Consider the following 15,766-nt stretch of genomic DNA (forward strand, 5'->3'; position numbering starts at 1 on the left):
GAGGGCGGTCCTGGCACGGTCCTGCACGTCTACGTCGCGGTACCGTAGGACGGTCGTGCAGTAGGTACACCGTGTGTGTTTCCGGCGCACGACGTCACAGCGCCGACCCGCGGCGCACAACCGCGCTCTCGTCGAGGAAGGTATTCATGCCCATTGCCACCGTGAACGGCATCCCGCTGAACTACCAGGTCAAGGGAACGGGCGATCTCGTCGTCCTCATCATGGGAACGGGTAGTCCGGGGCGCGTGTGGGATCTGCACCAGGTGCCCGCGCTCGTCGAGGCCGGCTACCGGGTCGCCACCTTCGACAACCGCGGCATCGCACCGTCGGGCGAGAGCCTCGGCGGCATGACCATCGACGACCTGGTGAAGGACACCGCCGGCCTGATCGAACTGCTCGGCGGCCCCGCCTACGTGATCGGCACGTCGATGGGTGCGCGTGTCGCGCAGGAGCTGACGCTCGCCCGTCCCGAACTCGTCCGCAAGGCCGTTTTCCTGGCCGGTCACGCCCGCATGGACCAGTTCCAGCTGACGCTCACCGAGGGCGAGCGGCAGCTCTACGACAGCGGCGTCGAACTGCCGCCGAAGTATCAGGCCGCCGTCACGGCCGTGATGAATCTGTCGCCGGCCTCGCTGGCCGACGAGCACACCGCCCGCGACTGGCTCGACGTCTTCGAGTTCAGCGGCGGAAAGGTGTCGGCGGGCGTGCGCGCGCAGCTCGGCATGGACCGGGAGTTCGATCGGCGCGCGGCCTACCGCGGCATCACCGTGCCGTGCCTGGCCGTCGGATTCGCCGACGACCGGATGATCCCGGCCTATCTGTCGCGCGAGGTGGCGGACGCCATTCCGGGTGCGCGCTACGAGGAGATCCCGGACGCGGGGCACTACGGCTATCTCGAGCGGCCCGAGGCGGTCAACAAGATCCTGGTGGACTTCCTGGCTTCCTAGAGGAGTCCCTTCACACGGGAAATCGGCAGGCGGGCGCGGTGGGATCGGCGACGATCCACCGCGCCCGCCGTCGTCGAAATGCGACGAAGGTCCCTGTGATCCGGGAGATCGGGACGTCCCGCGGACCGTCGGGCACTGGTACGCTCACCGAACAAAGGTTAGCCTGAGCTACCTTCGAGTCTCGTACGAACCGATCACGGGCCCCTCCGGACCCCCTAGTACGGAAGTTGAGTGATGACCGACCGTTCCAGCCTTGTCGCCGATGACGCGGGGAGGTCGGAGGGCAACTCGCAAGGAGACGTCTTCGACCTCGTCGGTATCGGTTTCGGCCCCTCGAACCTGGCGCTCGCGATCGCCGTCGAGGAGCACAACACCGACAACCCCTCCTCGGCGATCCGGGCACGTTTCTTCGAACGTCGGTCGGCCTTCGCCTGGCACCCGGGCATGCTGCTCGAGGGCGCCACGATGCAGATCGCGTTCCCCAAAGATCTGGTCACCTTCCGCAACCCCGCGAGCTCGTACAGCTTCTTCTCCTACCTGCACGACCGTGGCCGTCTCGTGGACTTCGTCAACCACCAGACGTTCTTCCCCACACGTCACGAGTTCCAGGACTATCTGCAGTGGGCGGCCACGCGCGTCGACGCCGACGTCCGCTACGGAACCGAGGTCGTCTCGGTCGAGACCGTCCGCAACCACAACGGGGTCGCCGATCTGTTCGCCGTGCGGACCGCCGACGGCGCCGTCGTGTACGCGCACAGCGTCGTGGTCGGAGTCGGACTGCGTGCCCGGCTCCCGAAGTGGGCGACCGAGTCCGCCCGCTGCTTCCACAACCACCACTTCCTCTTCCACATCGAGGACATGCCGGAGCCGCAGCACCAGCGCTTCGTGGTGGTCGGTGCCGGGCAGAGCGCGGCCGAGGTCGTGCAGTACCTGCACACGCACTACCCGCAGGCCGAGGTCCACAACGTCTTCAACCGCTTCGGGTACAGCCCGGCCGACGACAGCCCGTACGCGAACCGCATCTTCGACCCGCAGGTCGTCGACGAACTGCACGCGGCCCCGCTGTCCGAGCGTGAGCGTCTGCTCGCCCTGCACCGCAGCACCAACTACTCGGTCGTCTCGCCCGAACTCATCGAGGCGCTCTACGCGACCGAATACCGCGAACGGGTGAGCGGTCGTCGCCGCTTGTTCATGCGTCGTGCCTCGGAGGTCGTGTCGGCGATCGAGAGCGAGGCGGGAGTCACCGTCGAGATCCGCGACAATCTCGAAGGCGACACCGAGACCCTCGAGTGCGATGCGGTGGTCCTCGCGACCGGCTTCGAGCCCACGCCTCTCGCGCCGCTGCTGGGTGATCTCGCGCCCGAGGCACCCGTTCTGTCCGTCGCCCGCGACTACCGTCTGCCGCTGCCCGAGAACGTCACGGCCGACGTCTACCTGCAGGGCGGAACCGAGAAGACACACGGTCTGACCGCGTCGTTGCTGTCCAACGCAGCGATCCGCGCGGGTGAGATCCTGACCTCGATCGTCGAACGCCGAGAGCTCCGTCTGCCCGGAGCCGGGGGAGGAATCGACGAGCTTGGTAGGATATCGGACCATCACACCTACGCAACAAGTGAGGCGAGATGAGCACGAATCCATTTGACGACGAAGACGGCCGCTTCTACGTCCTCATCAATGATGAGGAGCAGTACTCGCTGTGGCCGACCTTCGCCGAGGTTCCGCAGGGGTGGCGGGTGGTATTCGGCGAAGAGTCGCGCGCCGCTTGCGTCGAGTACGTCGAGCAGAATTGGACCGATATGCGTCCGAAGAGCCTTCGCGACGCAATGGAAGCCGACGAGAAGGCCCGCCAGGGCAGCTGAACGCTTCCGTCAGATCCGCCGAGAGTCACGCCCGCGCCGAAAGCGCAGCGTGGCTCTCGTCGTTTGTACGGACGATCCTGCCTCCCGGCCCGACGACGACCCGTGTGGGTCGAGAGGTATCGGGCCCGTGGCCAGGGGACCCGACGCGATCGGGCCCGTCGGTATCGGACCGGTGGTGATCGGACCGGTGGCGATCGGTCCCGTCGCGATGGGGCCCGTCGCGATGGGGCCCGTCCCGGGAGCTGTGGGTATCGGGCCGGTGTGCAGCGATCCCATCGGGATGGGACCCGTGGCGGGGCCGGGCGCCGGACGCCACACCGGGCGGTTCTTGTCGAGCCGGATCCGGGGGATCCGCCGCAGCTGCGGGCGACGCAGCGCGCCGACGCGGAGGACACCGCGCGGGTTGCGCGTGCGGCGGGCGAGCCATTCACCGAGCGTGACACCCGCGGCGAGCGCGCACCCGATACCGAACGCCGAGAACAGCGCCGTCATGCCGGTGGCCATCTGATTGCGGAGCATCGCGTACAGGCCGCGATAGAGGGCGAGACCGGGCAGCAGCGGCGTGATGCCGGCGACCGCGACGACCAGCGGTGGCGTGAGCGCGCGGCGGGCCATCAGACCACCGGCGAAACCGATGACGGTCGCGGCCAGCGCCGACGAGATGATCGGACCGAGCGACAACCCGAGCGCGAGCTGGTAGCCGAGGCTGCCGGTGGCGCCGGCGAGCGCGGCGACCGTGAGAGCGCGACGTTCGGCGTAGCAGGCGACGGCGTAGAACAACGCCGCCGCGGCACCGGCGAGGATCTTCGTCGGCAGCTGTGTGAGGTCGGGAAGTGCCTCGTAACTGATGAGAGGGAGTTCGGCGCCGAACACCGACGCGACCCGCAGGGTCGTCGCGACACCCGCGACGATGCCGCCCGTCATCATCAGCACTTCGAAGAAACGCGCCGACGCCGTGATGGGGGCCCCGGTGATGGCGTCCTGCACCGAACCCACGAGCGACAGACCGGACAGCAGCACCGTCACGCCGGCCGCGATGATCAGTCCCGGTGACACTTCGATCCCGATGGTCTCCCGTATCCCGTACAGCGTGATCGCCGGGGCTGTCGCGACGATGCCGCCCACCAGATGCTGGAAGAAGAACGGCAACCCGGCCGCGTTGAGTTTGCGGTTGACGCGGTCGATCACGAACGTCGAACCGAAGGCGACGAGCGCAACCAGCGCGTCGCCGCCGAGGAGCACGGAGATCGAGGCGGCCATCGCCGACCACGCGATCGTCGCCACCCAACGGTTGTACGGATGCGCCTTGGTGGTGATGGCGAGCAGTTCTTCGTGCGCCTGCGCCGGGGAGATCGCGTCGCGGCGGACGCGGCGGGTCAGACGGTCGACGGCCGCGAGCCGCGTGAAGTCCATCGAGCGGTAGTGCACCACCCGCATCGTGCTCGACGGCGGCATGGTCGGTCCGCGATAGGCCGACAGCACGATCGAGTTGTAGGTGACGTCGACGTCGCACTGCGCCAGACCATAGGTGGCAGCGACGAACCGCACCTGTTCGGCGGTGTCGATCGCGCCGGTGCCCGAGGCGAGCAGGACCTCACCGACACGCACGGCGACGTCGAGCGCCTCGGCGACCACTGCATCGTCGGTCAGATCGATCGGCTGCAGTGGCGCCGGCGCCTCGGTGACCGCGTCGATGGTCGCGCGGCGGGTACCGAGAACCCGATCGAGGAAGTCGTCGAAGCGGCTCACCGTCCGCGGCCTCCGGTACGGCTGGGGGAAACGGGGAGGGTGGGCATGCAATCCACCGTAACGAAGGCGGGTGGGTGCGCGCCGAGAGTGTGACGCGCTATATGATGGCGTCGCTCACGCGTCGTCCGCGACCGTCGAGTTCTGTGCCTCCTTAGCTCAGTGGTAGAGCACTCGCCTTGTAAGCGAGCGGTCGTCAGTTCAATCCTGACAGGGGGCTCCAGTAGGGCCCGTCGCGTACCGCGCGGGCCTGTTTCATCCGGTGCTGCTGTGAACCGCTGCGAAGACCACGAACACGGCGAACAGTGCCGCGACGCCGAGGCACGCACCGATCAGAGCTTCGCGGCGATGCGTCGCCGTGCCCCTGTCGACCCGTTCGAGACCGATCCATCCGCACACCACTGCGACCAGACCTGCGGGGATCGCGACGAAGTCGCCGATGACGGGTACGAAGGCGAAGACGAGCGCGACGATCCCTGCGGTCAGTGCCGTGTTTCCGGCGCCGTTGCGGGGCGGGACCGGGGTGAAGCGGTCTGCGGTCATCGTCCCTCGATCCGGGAGGCACACATGCACGGGCGGGTGTTCGCCCGGACCGGATCCCTGTCCCGTCGAAGGCGAGAAGGACAATTTACATCGGAAGACGGGGCTCCGGGAGGGTTGCCGGGCCGTTGCCGTCCTGATGTTCACCGAGGCGGAGTGCTCGGCGCTCGGACAGGTCGATCACCGGCGCAATCGTGTGCGGCGCCTCGTGGAGGTCGTGCGCCGCGGCGACGCGCCCGAATACGAGGGCGACCACCGGGGATGCGGTGAGCCATCCGAGCAGCGGCCAACCGATCCAGGTCATATCCGGAGAACGGTTCGGGCGCACGGAGCGTCAACGGATCCGCCGCAGTTCACCCGGTTGTTCACCCTCCGCATGTCACTGCAGGGGCGTGTGAATACGGAAGTGACGAAATGGATCGGATATCAGGACTTCGAGGATTCGAATGCGTCCATATCGACGAATATCAGCCGTCCGTCGTCGAGTGCCACAGCCCAGCGGCGCACGCGCGCCCAGTCGCGACCCAGCTTGTCGCCCACGGCTTCCTGTGCTGGACCGAAGTCTTCGACGATCGTGCCGGGACAGGCCTTGGTGCCCGCGACACCCGCGCGTACGACGACCTTCGAGCCCACAGCAGGCTTCGGGGGAGTATTCGACGATCCGGCCATAACTCGAATCATGCCATCAGTGGAAAGAATTGACCGGGCAAACACGGATTATCCGCATCGGACGAATGTGGCGATTCGGGTGGAATACCCCTTTCGTGTTGTTCTTTCCCACCAGAAACGACTTCGCCCACGCCGGTCGGCGTGGGCGAAGAGGTTCTCGAATCGGAGAAACAATGGCCGGTCAGCGCAGTGCGAGCTTCTCGCGCGCCTGATCGACGAACTCGGAATCGACCATGAGGTCGTAGCGCGAGGCCTCGATGCTCTTTCTCGAGACGAAGTCGCGGCGTCCCCCGGTGCTCCAGTGGGTGAAGAAGCCGAGTGATCCGCCCCACACCGCGCCGAAGACGACAGCGGTGAGGATCACGGTGGCCATGCCGGTGGCAGGCAGGAGCAGTGCCAGGAGCAGACCGAAGAGCAGGCCCGTCCAGACGCCTGCGGCGGCGCCGCGAAGGGCGGCCTTGCCGTTGGTCATGCGGCCTTCGATGTGCTCGACGGTGGTGACTCCCTGGCCCACGACCCGCAGGTACTCGACGGGAAAGCCTTCGTCGGACAGGTGGTCGATGGCCCTCTCGACGGCGTCGTAGGTGCGGTAGCTCTCGAGGACGGTTTCGGATTCGGTGTAGTGCCCGGGTGTCGGTGCGTAGATATCTGTCATGCGTTCCCCTTCGTCGACGATTGGAACGATACGCTCATCGTAGCGTATCGTTTCGTAGTGTTTGATTCGGGGTCGCCTTGTCGGGGAGACTCGGGAATCCTGCGGGTGTATGCCCGCGCGAGGAGGATGTAGACATGGTGGGCGAGGTCGAGACGGAATCCGCGGCCCTGACGTCGCGGCGCCCCGTCAAGGAGCGTGCCGGGACCGACGCACGCATCGTGAAGGCCGCGCTCGAGATCCTGCGGCTTCACGGGCCCAACCGCGTCACCGTCGAGGCGGTCGCGGCGCTGTCGGGCGTCGCGAAGACGACGATCTACCGGCGCTACGCGAACCGTGAGGAGATCCTCGACGCGGCATTGCACTCGCAGGTCGCCTCACCGTGCGTGCCCGACGGGCTGTGCGTCTACGACCGCGTCAAATGGACCCTCGAGCTGATCCGTCGCGGACTGTCGAACGAAGTGGGCATGGGCAGTGTCGGCGCACTGCTCACCGACCAGGAACCCGAGTTCACCGAGTCGATCCGCGAGATCATCAATGCCCGGAGCGAGGTCGTCGCCGACGTGCTCCGCACCGCGATCGAGTCGGGCGCGATCCGCAAGGACATCGACGTCGACACCGCCGTCTCGATGCTCGTCGGCGCGTATCTCGGCGCCTACCTGCGTCACGGCGAGGTGGGGGAGTCCTGGGCGGACGAGGTCGTCCACATCGTCTGCCCCGAACTGGAACCGGACCCGCAGGGGCAGTGATCGTAGGCCCGCCCTTCGCGGTCGATCGATCGTAGGCCCGCCCCGCGGGTCGATCGGTCGTAGGCTCGACCCGTGACCGAGTCGAGTCGATGCGTGGTGGCGGTCGTGGGATCGCTGAACCTCGACCTGACGGTCGTCGTGGCACGTGCTCCCGAAGAAGGTGAGACGGTACTCGGCCGGCATCTGCGCACCTATCCGGGAGGCAAGGGCGCGAACCAGGCCATCGGTGCTGCCCGCCTGGCTCCCACCGCCATCGTCGGCGCGGTGGGCAGCGATCATGCCGCTGACGTACTGCGCGGCGTGCAACAGAGGGCAGGGGTCGACACCTCCCATCTGCGAACCACACCGGGCCCGACCGGCCGGGCCGTCATCCTCGTCTCCGGCGACGGGCAGAACCGGATCGTCGTCGTACCCGAGGCCAATTCGTTGCTCGAGGCCGAGGACGTGACCGCAGCACTCGATGCCCTCGATCCCGCGGTGGTGCTCACCCAACTCGAGCTGCTCCCCGCAGTGACCTGGGCCGCCGCCCAGTGGGCGCGCGATCACGACCGCCGGTTCGTGCTCAATCCGAGCCCGGTGATCGACCTGGACGAATACGTCCTCGCCGGCGCCGATCCGCTCGTACTCAACGAGCAGGAAGCCCTGCACTACGCGGGTCTTCCCGCAGGGACCCCCTTCGACGCGATCGTGACCCGCCTGCTCGAACAGGTGCGCACCGTGGTGATCACCCGTGGTGGGGAGGACGTCGTGGTCGGAACCGAGGACGCGATCGAACATCTGCGGGTCCCGCAGGTCGACGTCGTCGACACGACGGGGGCGGGCGATCATTTCGCCGGCACGCTCGCCGCGTTGCTCGGCACGGGGGAGGACCTGTTCGCGGCAGCGCGCCGGGCATCGGCCGACGCTGCCCGGCTGGTCGCATCCCGCCGCTCCGATCGCTGACACGGCGAGGAACTAGGGCGTGTCTGACAATGTGTCGCCGCCGACAGGCTGATCGAGGCGACCAACCCTCGCCAATGAACGCATCAAATGTCCTGGGGCCACCGTAGCCGCGAGCGATCACCGGAGGCTGTCGTCCACAACACGCTCGATCAACTCGTTCTCGTTCACCCCGGAGGTCGCGAGTTGCAGTGACCCGGTCGACGAGAGCATCGCGATTCCGTGGATGCCCACCCACAGGGCGGCGGCTGCACCCGCCGGGTCCGACGTGGCCGTTGACTGCTGAACCAGGTCGACGAGCCAGGAGAACAGAGGCCTCGACATCGTCCGTAGTTCAGTCCCGGATCCTTCGAGCAGGTCGTGTCGGAAGATCAGCGTGAACATCGCCGGCCGGCAGCGGGCGAATTCGACGTAGGCGTGGGCCACGTCCGTGATGGCGCGCTCTGACGTTTCTGCTGCGGCAGCCAGGGCGTCGGTGAGGTCGTGCAGACCCTGTTCTGCGATCGCGGCAAGAAGGTTGCGGTGAGTCGGGAACCATCGCCGTGGCGCTCCATGGGAGACACCCGCCCGCCGTGCGATTGCGCGTAGGCCGATGTCCGCTGAGCCGGTCTCCTCGAGCAGGTCGATGCCGGCTCGCACCAGTGCCGATCTCGTGTCATTCACTGTCACGTAGACAGTGTCTCCGATAGTTGTGTAGACACTGTCTATGCCTCTTGGGAATGCGTGCGTCTATCGACTGTGTCGACACGTCGTGATCGGTCCGACGTTGTACCTACTGGGACGCCCGAAGATCATCGGGCGCCGCAACCTTCCGCGGCGTGGGCCGGTCATCGTGGCAGCCAACCATCTCGCGGTCCTCGACTCCTTCTATCTGACCCTCGCAGCCAGAAGGCAGATCACGTTCCTGGCGAAAGGTGACTACTTCGACCGCGGCGGGCTCACCGGTCGGCTTCAACGCTGGTTCTTCACCGCGGTCGGTCAGATCCCGGTCGACCGTCGGGGCGGGAGCGCAGCGACATTGGCACTCGAGGCCGCGACCCGAATTGTCGAGCACGGAGGCGTCTGGGGCATCCACCCGGAGGGGACCCGGTCACCGGACGGTCGCCTCTATCGAGGACGAACGGGTGCGGTCCGCGTCGCGATGGACACCGGCGCACCACTCGTGCCGGTCGCGATCACCGGCACCAAGCCCGATCGCGGTGTGCCGTGGTGGCGTCGCCGGGTGGTGATCGAGATCCTCGAACCGTTGGATCTGGCACCCTTCCGGAACGCGAAGGGCGACGACGTGCGCGCAGCCACGGATGCCCTGATGGCTGCGATCCGGTCCCGTACAGGCCAGGAGTACGTCGACACCTACTCCAAAGTATGGGTGTCGTCGACTACCGGATCTGAAGCGGCGTGACCTTCATGGAAGCCGTTACGAGTGAATCTGTTCCAAGGGCGAGGCGGCGAATGTTATCGGATGATCAGTGGGCGATGATCGCGGACCTGCTGCCGGTGCGGACGGGTCGGCGCGGCCGGCCATTCTCCGACGCTCGGGCAATGGTCGAGGGCATCGTTTACCGCTACCGGTGCGGCATTGCGTGGCGGGACGTGCCGGAGGTGTTCGGGCCGTGGCAGACCATCTGGACCTGGCACCGCCGCCTGGCAGGCGACGGCACCTGGGACCGGATCCTCGAACGACTACTCGCCCACGCTGACGCGGCCGGGATCGTCGACTGGGCAGTGTCGGTGGACTCGACCATAGTCCGCGCTCATCAGCACGCCACGAACACCACCCGCCACACAGGGGGATACACCGAATTACACGAATCCTTCGGTCGAGCCGCCTGACCATGCGATCGGCCGGTCCCGCGGTGGCCTGTCGACGAAGATCCATCACCTCGTCGACGGTCACGGGCTGCCCCTCGTGGTGCTTGTCTCGCCCGGTCAGTCCGGTGATAGTCCCGCGTTTCCGCACCTGCTCGACCAGTTGCGCGTTCCCCGGATCGGGAGTGGACGGCCGCGGACCCGACCGGACCGGGTCCGCGGCGACAAGGCGTACTCGTCCCGCGTGAACCGGGAGTTGCTGCGCCGCCGCAGGATCGGCGCTGTGATTGCCGAGCCATCCGATCAGGCCGGTCACCGTCGTCGTCGCGGAACGCGCGGTGGCCGACCGCCGGCATTCGACGCTGTCGACTACCGCGGCCGCAACGTCGTCGAACGACGCTTCTCCCACTTGAAGCAGTGGCGAGGAATGGCCACCCGCTACGACAAACTGGCGATCGTCTACCGCGCAGCCGCCGTCCTCAACGCGGTCATCGCTTGGACGCGCGAATTGTCAGACATGCCCTAGTAGTACTTTGTTAGGTTCACCACTTCTTGTTGCGGGGCCTCGAGTTTCGGCGGGATGTCCGAGACGATGACCGGGTGGATGCCGCAGCCCTGATCGATGTCGGTGAACGTCTCGACGTGTTCGTCGACGAGGTGTTCTCCTCGCTCAAACGCAAGGACCAGCGAGCAACGGCAGGGGTATATGCGCGGGGATTGATGCTCGACGGGCGCCGCAAGTCGATGCAACCGATGGCCGACCGGCTCGGGATCGATCACCAACGCCTGCAGCAGTTCGTCACCACCTCACCATGGGATCCGGTACCGGTCCGGAAAACGCTGTCCCGCAGGGCGTGTGATCTGATCGTCCCGGATGCGTGGGTGATCGACGACACCGGATTCGCCAAGGACGGCGACGCCTCCCCATGCGTGGCCCGGCAGTATTCGGGCACCTTGGGCAAGGTCGGGAACTGCCAGGTCGCGGTCAGTGTGCACGCCGCCACCGATTCCGCGTCCGCGCCGTTGGATTGGCGGCTGTATCTGCCCGAGAGCTGGGACGATCAGCGGTGCGACGATCCGGAGACGGCCGCGGTGATCACCGCTCGCCGGCGACGCAATGCGATCCCGGACGAGGAGCGGTACCGCTCCAAGGCGGTCATGGCTCTCGAGATGCTCGACGAGCTGATCTCGTGGGGCCGGACCCCGCCGGTGATCGTCGCCGACGCCGGCTACGGTGACTCGGCCACCTTCCGTCAGGGTCTGACCGACCGCGACCTGGTCTACGTCGTGGCGGTCAAGGGCGCGACCCTCGCCCACCCGGGTGATGCGGTGCCGGTCGCCGCCGCGTATTCCGGGCGCGGGCGGCCGCCGACCCGGCGCTACCCGGCGGCGGTGACCTGCAAAGATCTCGTCTTGGGGGCAGGCGTCGAAGCACTGACCGAGATCAACTGGCGCTGCGGCACCAAGACCGGCCCGGCCAATCCGGCCGCGGCGATGCGCTCACGCTTCGTGGCGCTGCGCATACGCCCGGCCAACCGCACGATTCCCCGCGATGAGGACGGTGTGCTGCCGCAGGCCTGGCTGCTCGCCGAATGGCCGATCGGAACGGCCGCCCCTACCGACTTCTGGCTCGCCACCCTGCCTGATGACACCCCGCTGTCGGAGTTGGTGCGCCTGGCCAAGATCCGTTGGCGCATCGAACACGACTACCGGGAACTGAAAACCGGTCTCGGACTCGATCATTTCGAAGGGCGTTCCTGGCTCGGCTGGCACCATCACGTCACCCTCGTCACCGCCGCGCACCTGTTCCTGACGTCACTGCGACTGACCGACCCAAAAGCGACCGGGCGGGACTGACCCTCTACGGCATCGTGCGCGAACTCCAACGCGCACTGGCCTATTGGATCGGTACCTGCCCGACCTGCCACCACACCTTCCCGACCTAACAAAGTCCTACTAGGTCAGGGCGGCGGAAGCAGCTCGCCCTTGCCGCTGCGCAACCAGCGCCCGGGAAGCCGGCCGGCGAGGTCGCCGAGCGGACCGACGGCCCCGCGCAGCAGCTCGACCGTTTCCTGCAACATGTCGATGCTCGCGTTCATCTGCGAGATGCCGGGCGTGAGATGCGCGAGGGTCTCCGAGAGCGAGACGATCTGATCGAGCGGACCGCCCTCGGCGAGCAGTCGTTCGAGGGCGCCCCGTTCGGAGAGCAGGACGTCGAGGACGCCGCCCTGGGCGAGGGCCCGCTCGACGACCCCACCGGGCCGGATCGCCACATCGACGATGCCGCCCGGCGCGGTGAGCCGTTCCACCGCGCCGTCCTGGGCGAGCAGCCGTTCGAGCGGGCCGTCGTGCGCGGTGAGGCGATCGAGCAGACCCCCTTCCGACACGAGGCGGTCGAGGGCACCGTCGTCGGCGAGGATCCGGTCGAGGGGACCACCCGGTGCGGTGAGCCGGTCGACGGGTCCGCCCGGTTCGAGCAACCGATCGAGCAGACCACCCGGCTCGGTGAGCCGATCCACGGGACCGCCCGGCGCGAGCAGCCGGTCGAGGGGACCGCCGGGACGCAACGCGTGACCGAGTCCACGGTCCTCCGACGTGAGCTTCGAGATCTGCTGCAGCAGACCCACCGAACTGCGGGTGTCGGGCAGGCCGACCGCGCCGAGCGCGGAGTAGGTGGTGGGCGATACCGCGACCCGCACGGTGCCGACGACCGTCTCGGCGACGCTCAGGGCGACCTCTGCGGCGGTCAGACCCACACGCATTGGCATCACGAGTACGGACCCGAGGTTCATGGAACCGACTGTAACGGTCAGTGCTCGAGAACGTCAGTCCGAGAACGTGAGGCCCGAGAACGTCAGTGCACGAGTTTGAGACCGACCACGCACAGCACGATGCCCGCGATCAGTGCGAGCTTCAGCAGCGAGGCGGTCTCGGTGCCGGTGACCATCGCATATCCGACCGTGAGAGCGGCGCCGATACCCACCCAGATCGCGTAGGACGTCCCGACCGGCAGGGTGCGCAGGGCATACGCGAGCCCGGCCATGCTCAGGACGAGGGCGACGACGAACACCAGTGTCGGGGTGAGCCGGCTGAAACCGGCAGATCTGCCGAGGGCTGTAGCCCACACGGCTTCGAGCACACCGGAGAGGACGAGAACGATCCAGGCCATGACGTACAACGCTCCTGCACCGTCTTGTCGCTGGCCGGGTACGGTGCGCTCGTCCGGGAGGCCGACCGGCGGCCACCTCCGTCGAGGTTAGGAATTCCGGGCGAGTATTGGCAAATTGCTCAGGACACGCGCAGTAGCTGCGATTCCTGCGCAATCACCGTGCACGAACATCCGCCGTCCAGTTCGATGCAGTCGAGAACGAGGGTGTGCCGCACGATCTCGAAGTCGACGCAGTCGGGTTCGGTGCAGTCGACCCGAGTATCGGCGTGGAGCACGAGTGTGCCGTGGCAGTGGTCGAGGTCGTGGTTGCACTGTGAACACGTCATGCATCACTTGATAGCACTGCCGTCGGACAGGTTCTCCGAGCTCATACATGGGGATCACGGACGTGGTCGGGAAGGCCGCGCGGAACGCGTGGTCGTTGTTCGTCGCCGAGCCCGCACTCGGCCTGCTCGACGCCGTCTTCGGCGGGGTGCCCGCACCCATCGTCCGCACGGCCTACCACCTCACCGCGATCGAACGCGAGATCCAGCGTCCGTCCGGCAGCGCCGCACGCGACACCTCGTGGGTCGAACTGGACGCCTTCCTCCACGAACCGTGTGCGGACAGCAACGCGCCGGCCGCCACGCTTCCCGTCGAACAGGGAAGTCATGACGACCGGCGCGTGAGTGCCGGGCCGGTGTGTACTGCCGGCTAGTGCGTTCCGGCGGTCTCGGGGGCCGACACCTCCACCGCATCCGCCTCGGGCTCCGGGGCCCGTCGGACGAACAGGGAGCCGACGACTGCGATCACCGCGATCGCCGCGCCCCACGTGAACGCGCCGTGGACACCGTCCGCGAGCGCACCGGCGGGATCGCCCGCGCTCTCGGCGCCCGCGACGGTCGTGCGGGTCAGCACCGTGATGAACAACGCCGTACCGGCCGCACCGGCGACCTGCTGCATGGTGCTGACGATGGCGCTGCCGTGGGAGTACAACCGCCGCGGCAGCGCTCCGAGTGCCGAGGTCAGCAGCGGCGAGAACATCAACGCGAGGCCGATGTTGAGCAGCACGTGCCAGGCGATGACCGTGCCGATCGTGGTGGTCGCGTCGAAGGTCGTCATGCCCCACATCGCGACGCAGGCGATGATCGCGCCCGGTGCGACGAGCGGCCGCGGACCGAACCGGTCGAACAGGCGTCCGACGATGTAGCCGAGCAGACCCATGACCAGACCACCGGGCAGCAGCATCAGGCCGGTGGTCAGCGTCGACTGACCCAGCACGTTCTGCAGGTAGATCGGCAGCAGGATGAGGGTGCCGAACAGCGACATCATGCTTACCGAGACGAGTGCAACCGCGAGCGAGAACGCCGGGGTACGGAACGCTCGCATGTCCAGCAGGGCGCCGTCGCCGAGGCGGATCTGACGCAGGACGAAGACCGTCAGCGACGCGATGCCGACGACCAGCGGCAGCCACGGCGGCATGAGCGGATCGCCCTCGGCGGCCTCACCGAGACTGCTCAGACCGAAGACGAGACCGCTGAACCCGAGGGCCGACAACACCACCGACGGGGCGTCGAGCGGAACCGCGACCGGTTCGGTGACGCTGCGGATCCAGCTCAGGCCGAGCGCCGTCGCGACGACCGCGATCGGCAGCACCAGCCAGAACATCCACCGCCAGCTCAGCTGGTCGAGCACGACGCCACCGATGGTCGGGCCGACCGCGGGAGCGACCGCGATGACGATCGAGATCACGCCCATCGTGCGACCGCGACGATCGGCGGGAACCAGGTTGAGCACCGTCGTGAACAGCAGCGGCAACATCACCGCGGTGCCCACGGCCTGGACGACACGACCCAGCACGAGGACCGGGAAGATCGGGGCACTCGCGGCGATCAGGGTGCCGAGCAGGAAGCTGCCCATCGCGATCGCGAAGACCGTGCGCAGCGACAGCCGGGTGAGCAGGTAACCCGTGATCGGGATGACGACGGCCATGGTCAGCATGAACGCCGTGGTGAGCCATTGGGCGGTGGCTGCGCCGACGTCGAACTCGACCATCAGCTTCGGCAGCGCGACGCTCATGATCGTCTCGTTGAGGATGACGACGAATGCGGCCCCGACGAGAACGGCGATCAGAAGACCGGCGCGCGGTGCGGCAGCGGCCTGCGGCTCGGCCGTACCGGCCGGGGCTGGGGAACTCGGTGGAGTAGAAGACACGAGGAACACAACGGGATACCGGTCGGAATTGTTCCGCCGATATCCCGTCGAGCGGATCAGTCGGGGACGTGCTCGCCGTGACCCTGTTCGCGCAGGGCGTCCTTGATCTTGCGATGCGCGCGGTCGAGCGATTCGGGCGACGGATCCTTCTCTGCCGTCGCGAAATCGAAGTCGCCGAGGGAGTAGGCGGGGAAGACGTGCAGGTGCAGGTGGGGGACCTCCAGGCCGGCGATCATCAGGCCGGCGCGCGGGGCGTCGAAGGCGGCGGTGACGGCGCGACCGAGGATGCGGGCGACGTCGTTCACCTTCGCCCACAGGTCGTCGTCCACGCTCTGCCAGTGATCGACCTCCTGCCGTGGCACGACCAGCACGTGCCCCTCGGTGAAAGGGTTGATGGTCAGGAAGGAGACGACGTCGTCGTCCTGCCAGACGAAACGGCCCGGCAGTTCACCGGCGATGATCTTGCTGAACACGGAAGTCATACCGGGAGGATA

The 15,766-nt window shown here is 67.3% G+C and carries 19 protein-coding genes, 1 tRNA gene, 1 pseudogene and 1 riboswitch; of the genes and pseudogenes, 10 read left to right on the forward strand and 11 right to left on the reverse strand.

Annotation, left to right across the window (positions count from 1 at the left end):
- Nucleotides 1–146 precede the first annotated feature (146 nt).
- From KXC42_RS02970 to KXC42_RS02980, 3 genes are all read left to right on the forward strand, one after another.
- Complete coding sequence (locus KXC42_RS02970; protein ID WP_006551886.1) at nucleotides 147–947, forward strand: alpha/beta fold hydrolase; 801 nt, start codon at nucleotides 147–149, stop codon at nucleotides 945–947.
- A gap of 234 nt (nucleotides 948–1,181) precedes the next feature.
- Complete coding sequence (locus tag KXC42_RS02975) at nucleotides 1,182–2,573, forward strand: lysine N(6)-hydroxylase/L-ornithine N(5)-oxygenase family protein (RefSeq protein ID WP_219129903.1); 1,392 nt, start codon at nucleotides 1,182–1,184, stop codon at nucleotides 2,571–2,573.
- On the forward strand, nucleotides 2,570–2,806 hold the full coding sequence (locus tag KXC42_RS02980) for an MbtH family protein (protein WP_006551884.1): 237 nt from the start codon (nucleotides 2,570–2,572) through the stop codon (nucleotides 2,804–2,806). Before KXC42_RS02975 ends, KXC42_RS02980 begins: the two co-directional genes overlap by 4 nt.
- Before the next feature lie 351 nt (nucleotides 2,807–3,157).
- Here KXC42_RS02980 and KXC42_RS02985 read toward each other — a convergent pair.
- A pseudogene (locus KXC42_RS02985) lies at nucleotides 3,158–4,555 on the reverse strand (threonine/serine exporter ThrE family protein); the annotation flags it as partial.
- Nucleotides 4,556–4,700: 145 nt separating this feature from the next.
- Between KXC42_RS02985 and KXC42_RS02990 the strand changes: the two are divergent.
- Nucleotides 4,701–4,775, forward strand: a tRNA-Thr gene (locus tag KXC42_RS02990).
- A 32-nt stretch (nucleotides 4,776–4,807) separates the two neighbouring features.
- Here KXC42_RS02990 and KXC42_RS02995 read toward each other — a convergent pair.
- From KXC42_RS02995 to KXC42_RS03010, 4 genes are all read right to left on the reverse strand, one after another.
- A complete protein-coding gene (locus KXC42_RS02995; RefSeq protein WP_006551882.1) occupies nucleotides 4,808–5,095 on the reverse strand; it encodes a hypothetical protein in 288 nt (95 codons plus the stop codon).
- 85 nt (nucleotides 5,096–5,180) lie between these two features.
- The gene (locus KXC42_RS03000) at nucleotides 5,181–5,396 is read right to left on the reverse strand and encodes a hypothetical protein (protein ID WP_219129905.1); all 216 of its coding nucleotides are present in this window, start codon (nucleotides 5,394–5,396) and stop codon (nucleotides 5,181–5,183) included.
- A 122-nt stretch (nucleotides 5,397–5,518) separates the two neighbouring features.
- Entirely contained in the window at nucleotides 5,519–5,761 is a 243-nt protein-coding gene (locus KXC42_RS03005) for a hypothetical protein (RefSeq protein WP_024102965.1), read from the reverse strand.
- A gap of 181 nt (nucleotides 5,762–5,942) precedes the next feature.
- Nucleotides 5,943–6,416, reverse strand: a complete 474-nt coding sequence (locus KXC42_RS03010) for a general stress protein (RefSeq protein ID WP_006551879.1) — start codon at nucleotides 6,414–6,416, stop codon at nucleotides 5,943–5,945.
- A gap of 134 nt (nucleotides 6,417–6,550) precedes the next feature.
- Between KXC42_RS03010 and KXC42_RS03015 the strand changes: the two genes are divergently transcribed.
- Together KXC42_RS03015 and KXC42_RS03020 are read left to right on the forward strand one after the other, a co-directional pair.
- Nucleotides 6,551–7,162, forward strand: a complete 612-nt coding sequence (locus KXC42_RS03015; protein WP_219129906.1) for a TetR/AcrR family transcriptional regulator — start codon at nucleotides 6,551–6,553, stop codon at nucleotides 7,160–7,162.
- 72 nt (nucleotides 7,163–7,234) lie between these two features.
- Nucleotides 7,235–8,104 (forward strand): ribokinase, encoded by an 870-nt coding sequence (locus tag KXC42_RS03020; protein ID WP_219129907.1) that lies wholly within the window; start codon nucleotides 7,235–7,237, stop codon nucleotides 8,102–8,104.
- A gap of 117 nt (nucleotides 8,105–8,221) precedes the next feature.
- Here the strand turns inward: KXC42_RS03020 and KXC42_RS03025 are convergent, their stop codons facing one another.
- Nucleotides 8,222–8,770: a TetR/AcrR family transcriptional regulator gene (locus tag KXC42_RS03025; RefSeq protein ID WP_257606016.1), complete on the reverse strand. Its 549-nt coding sequence runs from the start codon at nucleotides 8,768–8,770 to the stop codon at nucleotides 8,222–8,224.
- Between the two features lie 37 nt (nucleotides 8,771–8,807).
- On the opposite strand from KXC42_RS03025, the gene KXC42_RS03030 reads away from it, so the two are divergent.
- From KXC42_RS03030 to KXC42_RS03040, 3 genes are all read left to right on the forward strand, one after another.
- On the forward strand, nucleotides 8,808–9,503 hold the full coding sequence (locus KXC42_RS03030) for a 1-acyl-sn-glycerol-3-phosphate acyltransferase (RefSeq protein WP_219129908.1): 696 nt from the start codon (nucleotides 8,808–8,810) through the stop codon (nucleotides 9,501–9,503).
- A 50-nt stretch (nucleotides 9,504–9,553) separates the two neighbouring features.
- A protein-coding gene (locus KXC42_RS03035) for an IS5 family transposase (protein WP_257606017.1) occupies nucleotides 9,554–10,436 on the forward strand; the annotation gives its coding sequence in 2 pieces (ribosomal slippage) (nucleotides 9,554–9,883 and nucleotides 9,885–10,436; 882 coding nt in all).
- 74 nt (nucleotides 10,437–10,510) lie between these two features.
- A complete protein-coding gene (locus tag KXC42_RS03040; RefSeq protein WP_039584526.1) occupies nucleotides 10,511–11,767 on the forward strand; it encodes an IS701 family transposase in 1,257 nt (418 codons plus the stop codon).
- Nucleotides 11,768–11,871: 104 nt separating this feature from the next.
- Here KXC42_RS03040 and KXC42_RS03045 read toward each other — a convergent pair whose 3' ends face one another.
- The 3 genes from KXC42_RS03045 to KXC42_RS03055 all read right to left on the reverse strand — a co-directional run bounded on the left by KXC42_RS03045 (nucleotide 11,872) and on the right by KXC42_RS03055 (nucleotide 13,405).
- Entirely contained in the window at nucleotides 11,872–12,702 is an 831-nt protein-coding gene (locus KXC42_RS03045; protein ID WP_219129909.1) for an ABC transporter, read from the reverse strand.
- Nucleotides 12,703–12,764: 62 nt separating this feature from the next.
- Nucleotides 12,765–13,079, reverse strand: a complete 315-nt coding sequence (locus KXC42_RS03050) for a multidrug efflux SMR transporter (protein WP_006551875.1) — start codon at nucleotides 13,077–13,079, stop codon at nucleotides 12,765–12,767.
- A 13-nt stretch (nucleotides 13,080–13,092) separates the two neighbouring features.
- Nucleotides 13,093–13,158: riboswitch (guanidine-III (ykkC-III) riboswitch) on the reverse strand.
- 40 nt (nucleotides 13,159–13,198) lie between these two features.
- Nucleotides 13,199–13,405 (reverse strand): hypothetical protein, encoded by a 207-nt coding sequence (locus KXC42_RS03055; RefSeq protein ID WP_006551874.1) that lies wholly within the window; start codon nucleotides 13,403–13,405, stop codon nucleotides 13,199–13,201.
- 47 nt (nucleotides 13,406–13,452) lie between these two features.
- On the opposite strand from KXC42_RS03055, the gene KXC42_RS03060 reads away from it, so the two are divergent.
- Nucleotides 13,453–13,776: a hypothetical protein gene (locus KXC42_RS03060; RefSeq protein ID WP_071936275.1), complete on the forward strand. Its 324-nt coding sequence runs from the start codon at nucleotides 13,453–13,455 to the stop codon at nucleotides 13,774–13,776.
- Here the strand turns inward: KXC42_RS03060 and KXC42_RS03065 are convergent.
- Nucleotides 13,773–15,272, reverse strand: a complete 1,500-nt coding sequence (locus KXC42_RS03065; protein WP_228044852.1) for an MDR family MFS transporter — start codon at nucleotides 15,270–15,272, stop codon at nucleotides 13,773–13,775. The two genes, KXC42_RS03060 and KXC42_RS03065, sit on opposite strands and share 4 nt — an antisense overlap.
- Nucleotides 15,273–15,328: 56 nt before the next feature.
- Complete coding sequence (locus KXC42_RS03070) at nucleotides 15,329–15,754, reverse strand: HIT family protein (protein WP_006551872.1); 426 nt, start codon at nucleotides 15,752–15,754, stop codon at nucleotides 15,329–15,331.
- Nucleotides 15,755–15,766 lie beyond the last annotated feature (12 nt).

The sequence above is a fragment of the Rhodococcus sp. LW-XY12 genome (genome assembly GCF_019317345.1).
GTDB lineage: Bacteria > Actinomycetota > Actinomycetes > Mycobacteriales > Mycobacteriaceae > Rhodococcus > Rhodococcus pyridinivorans.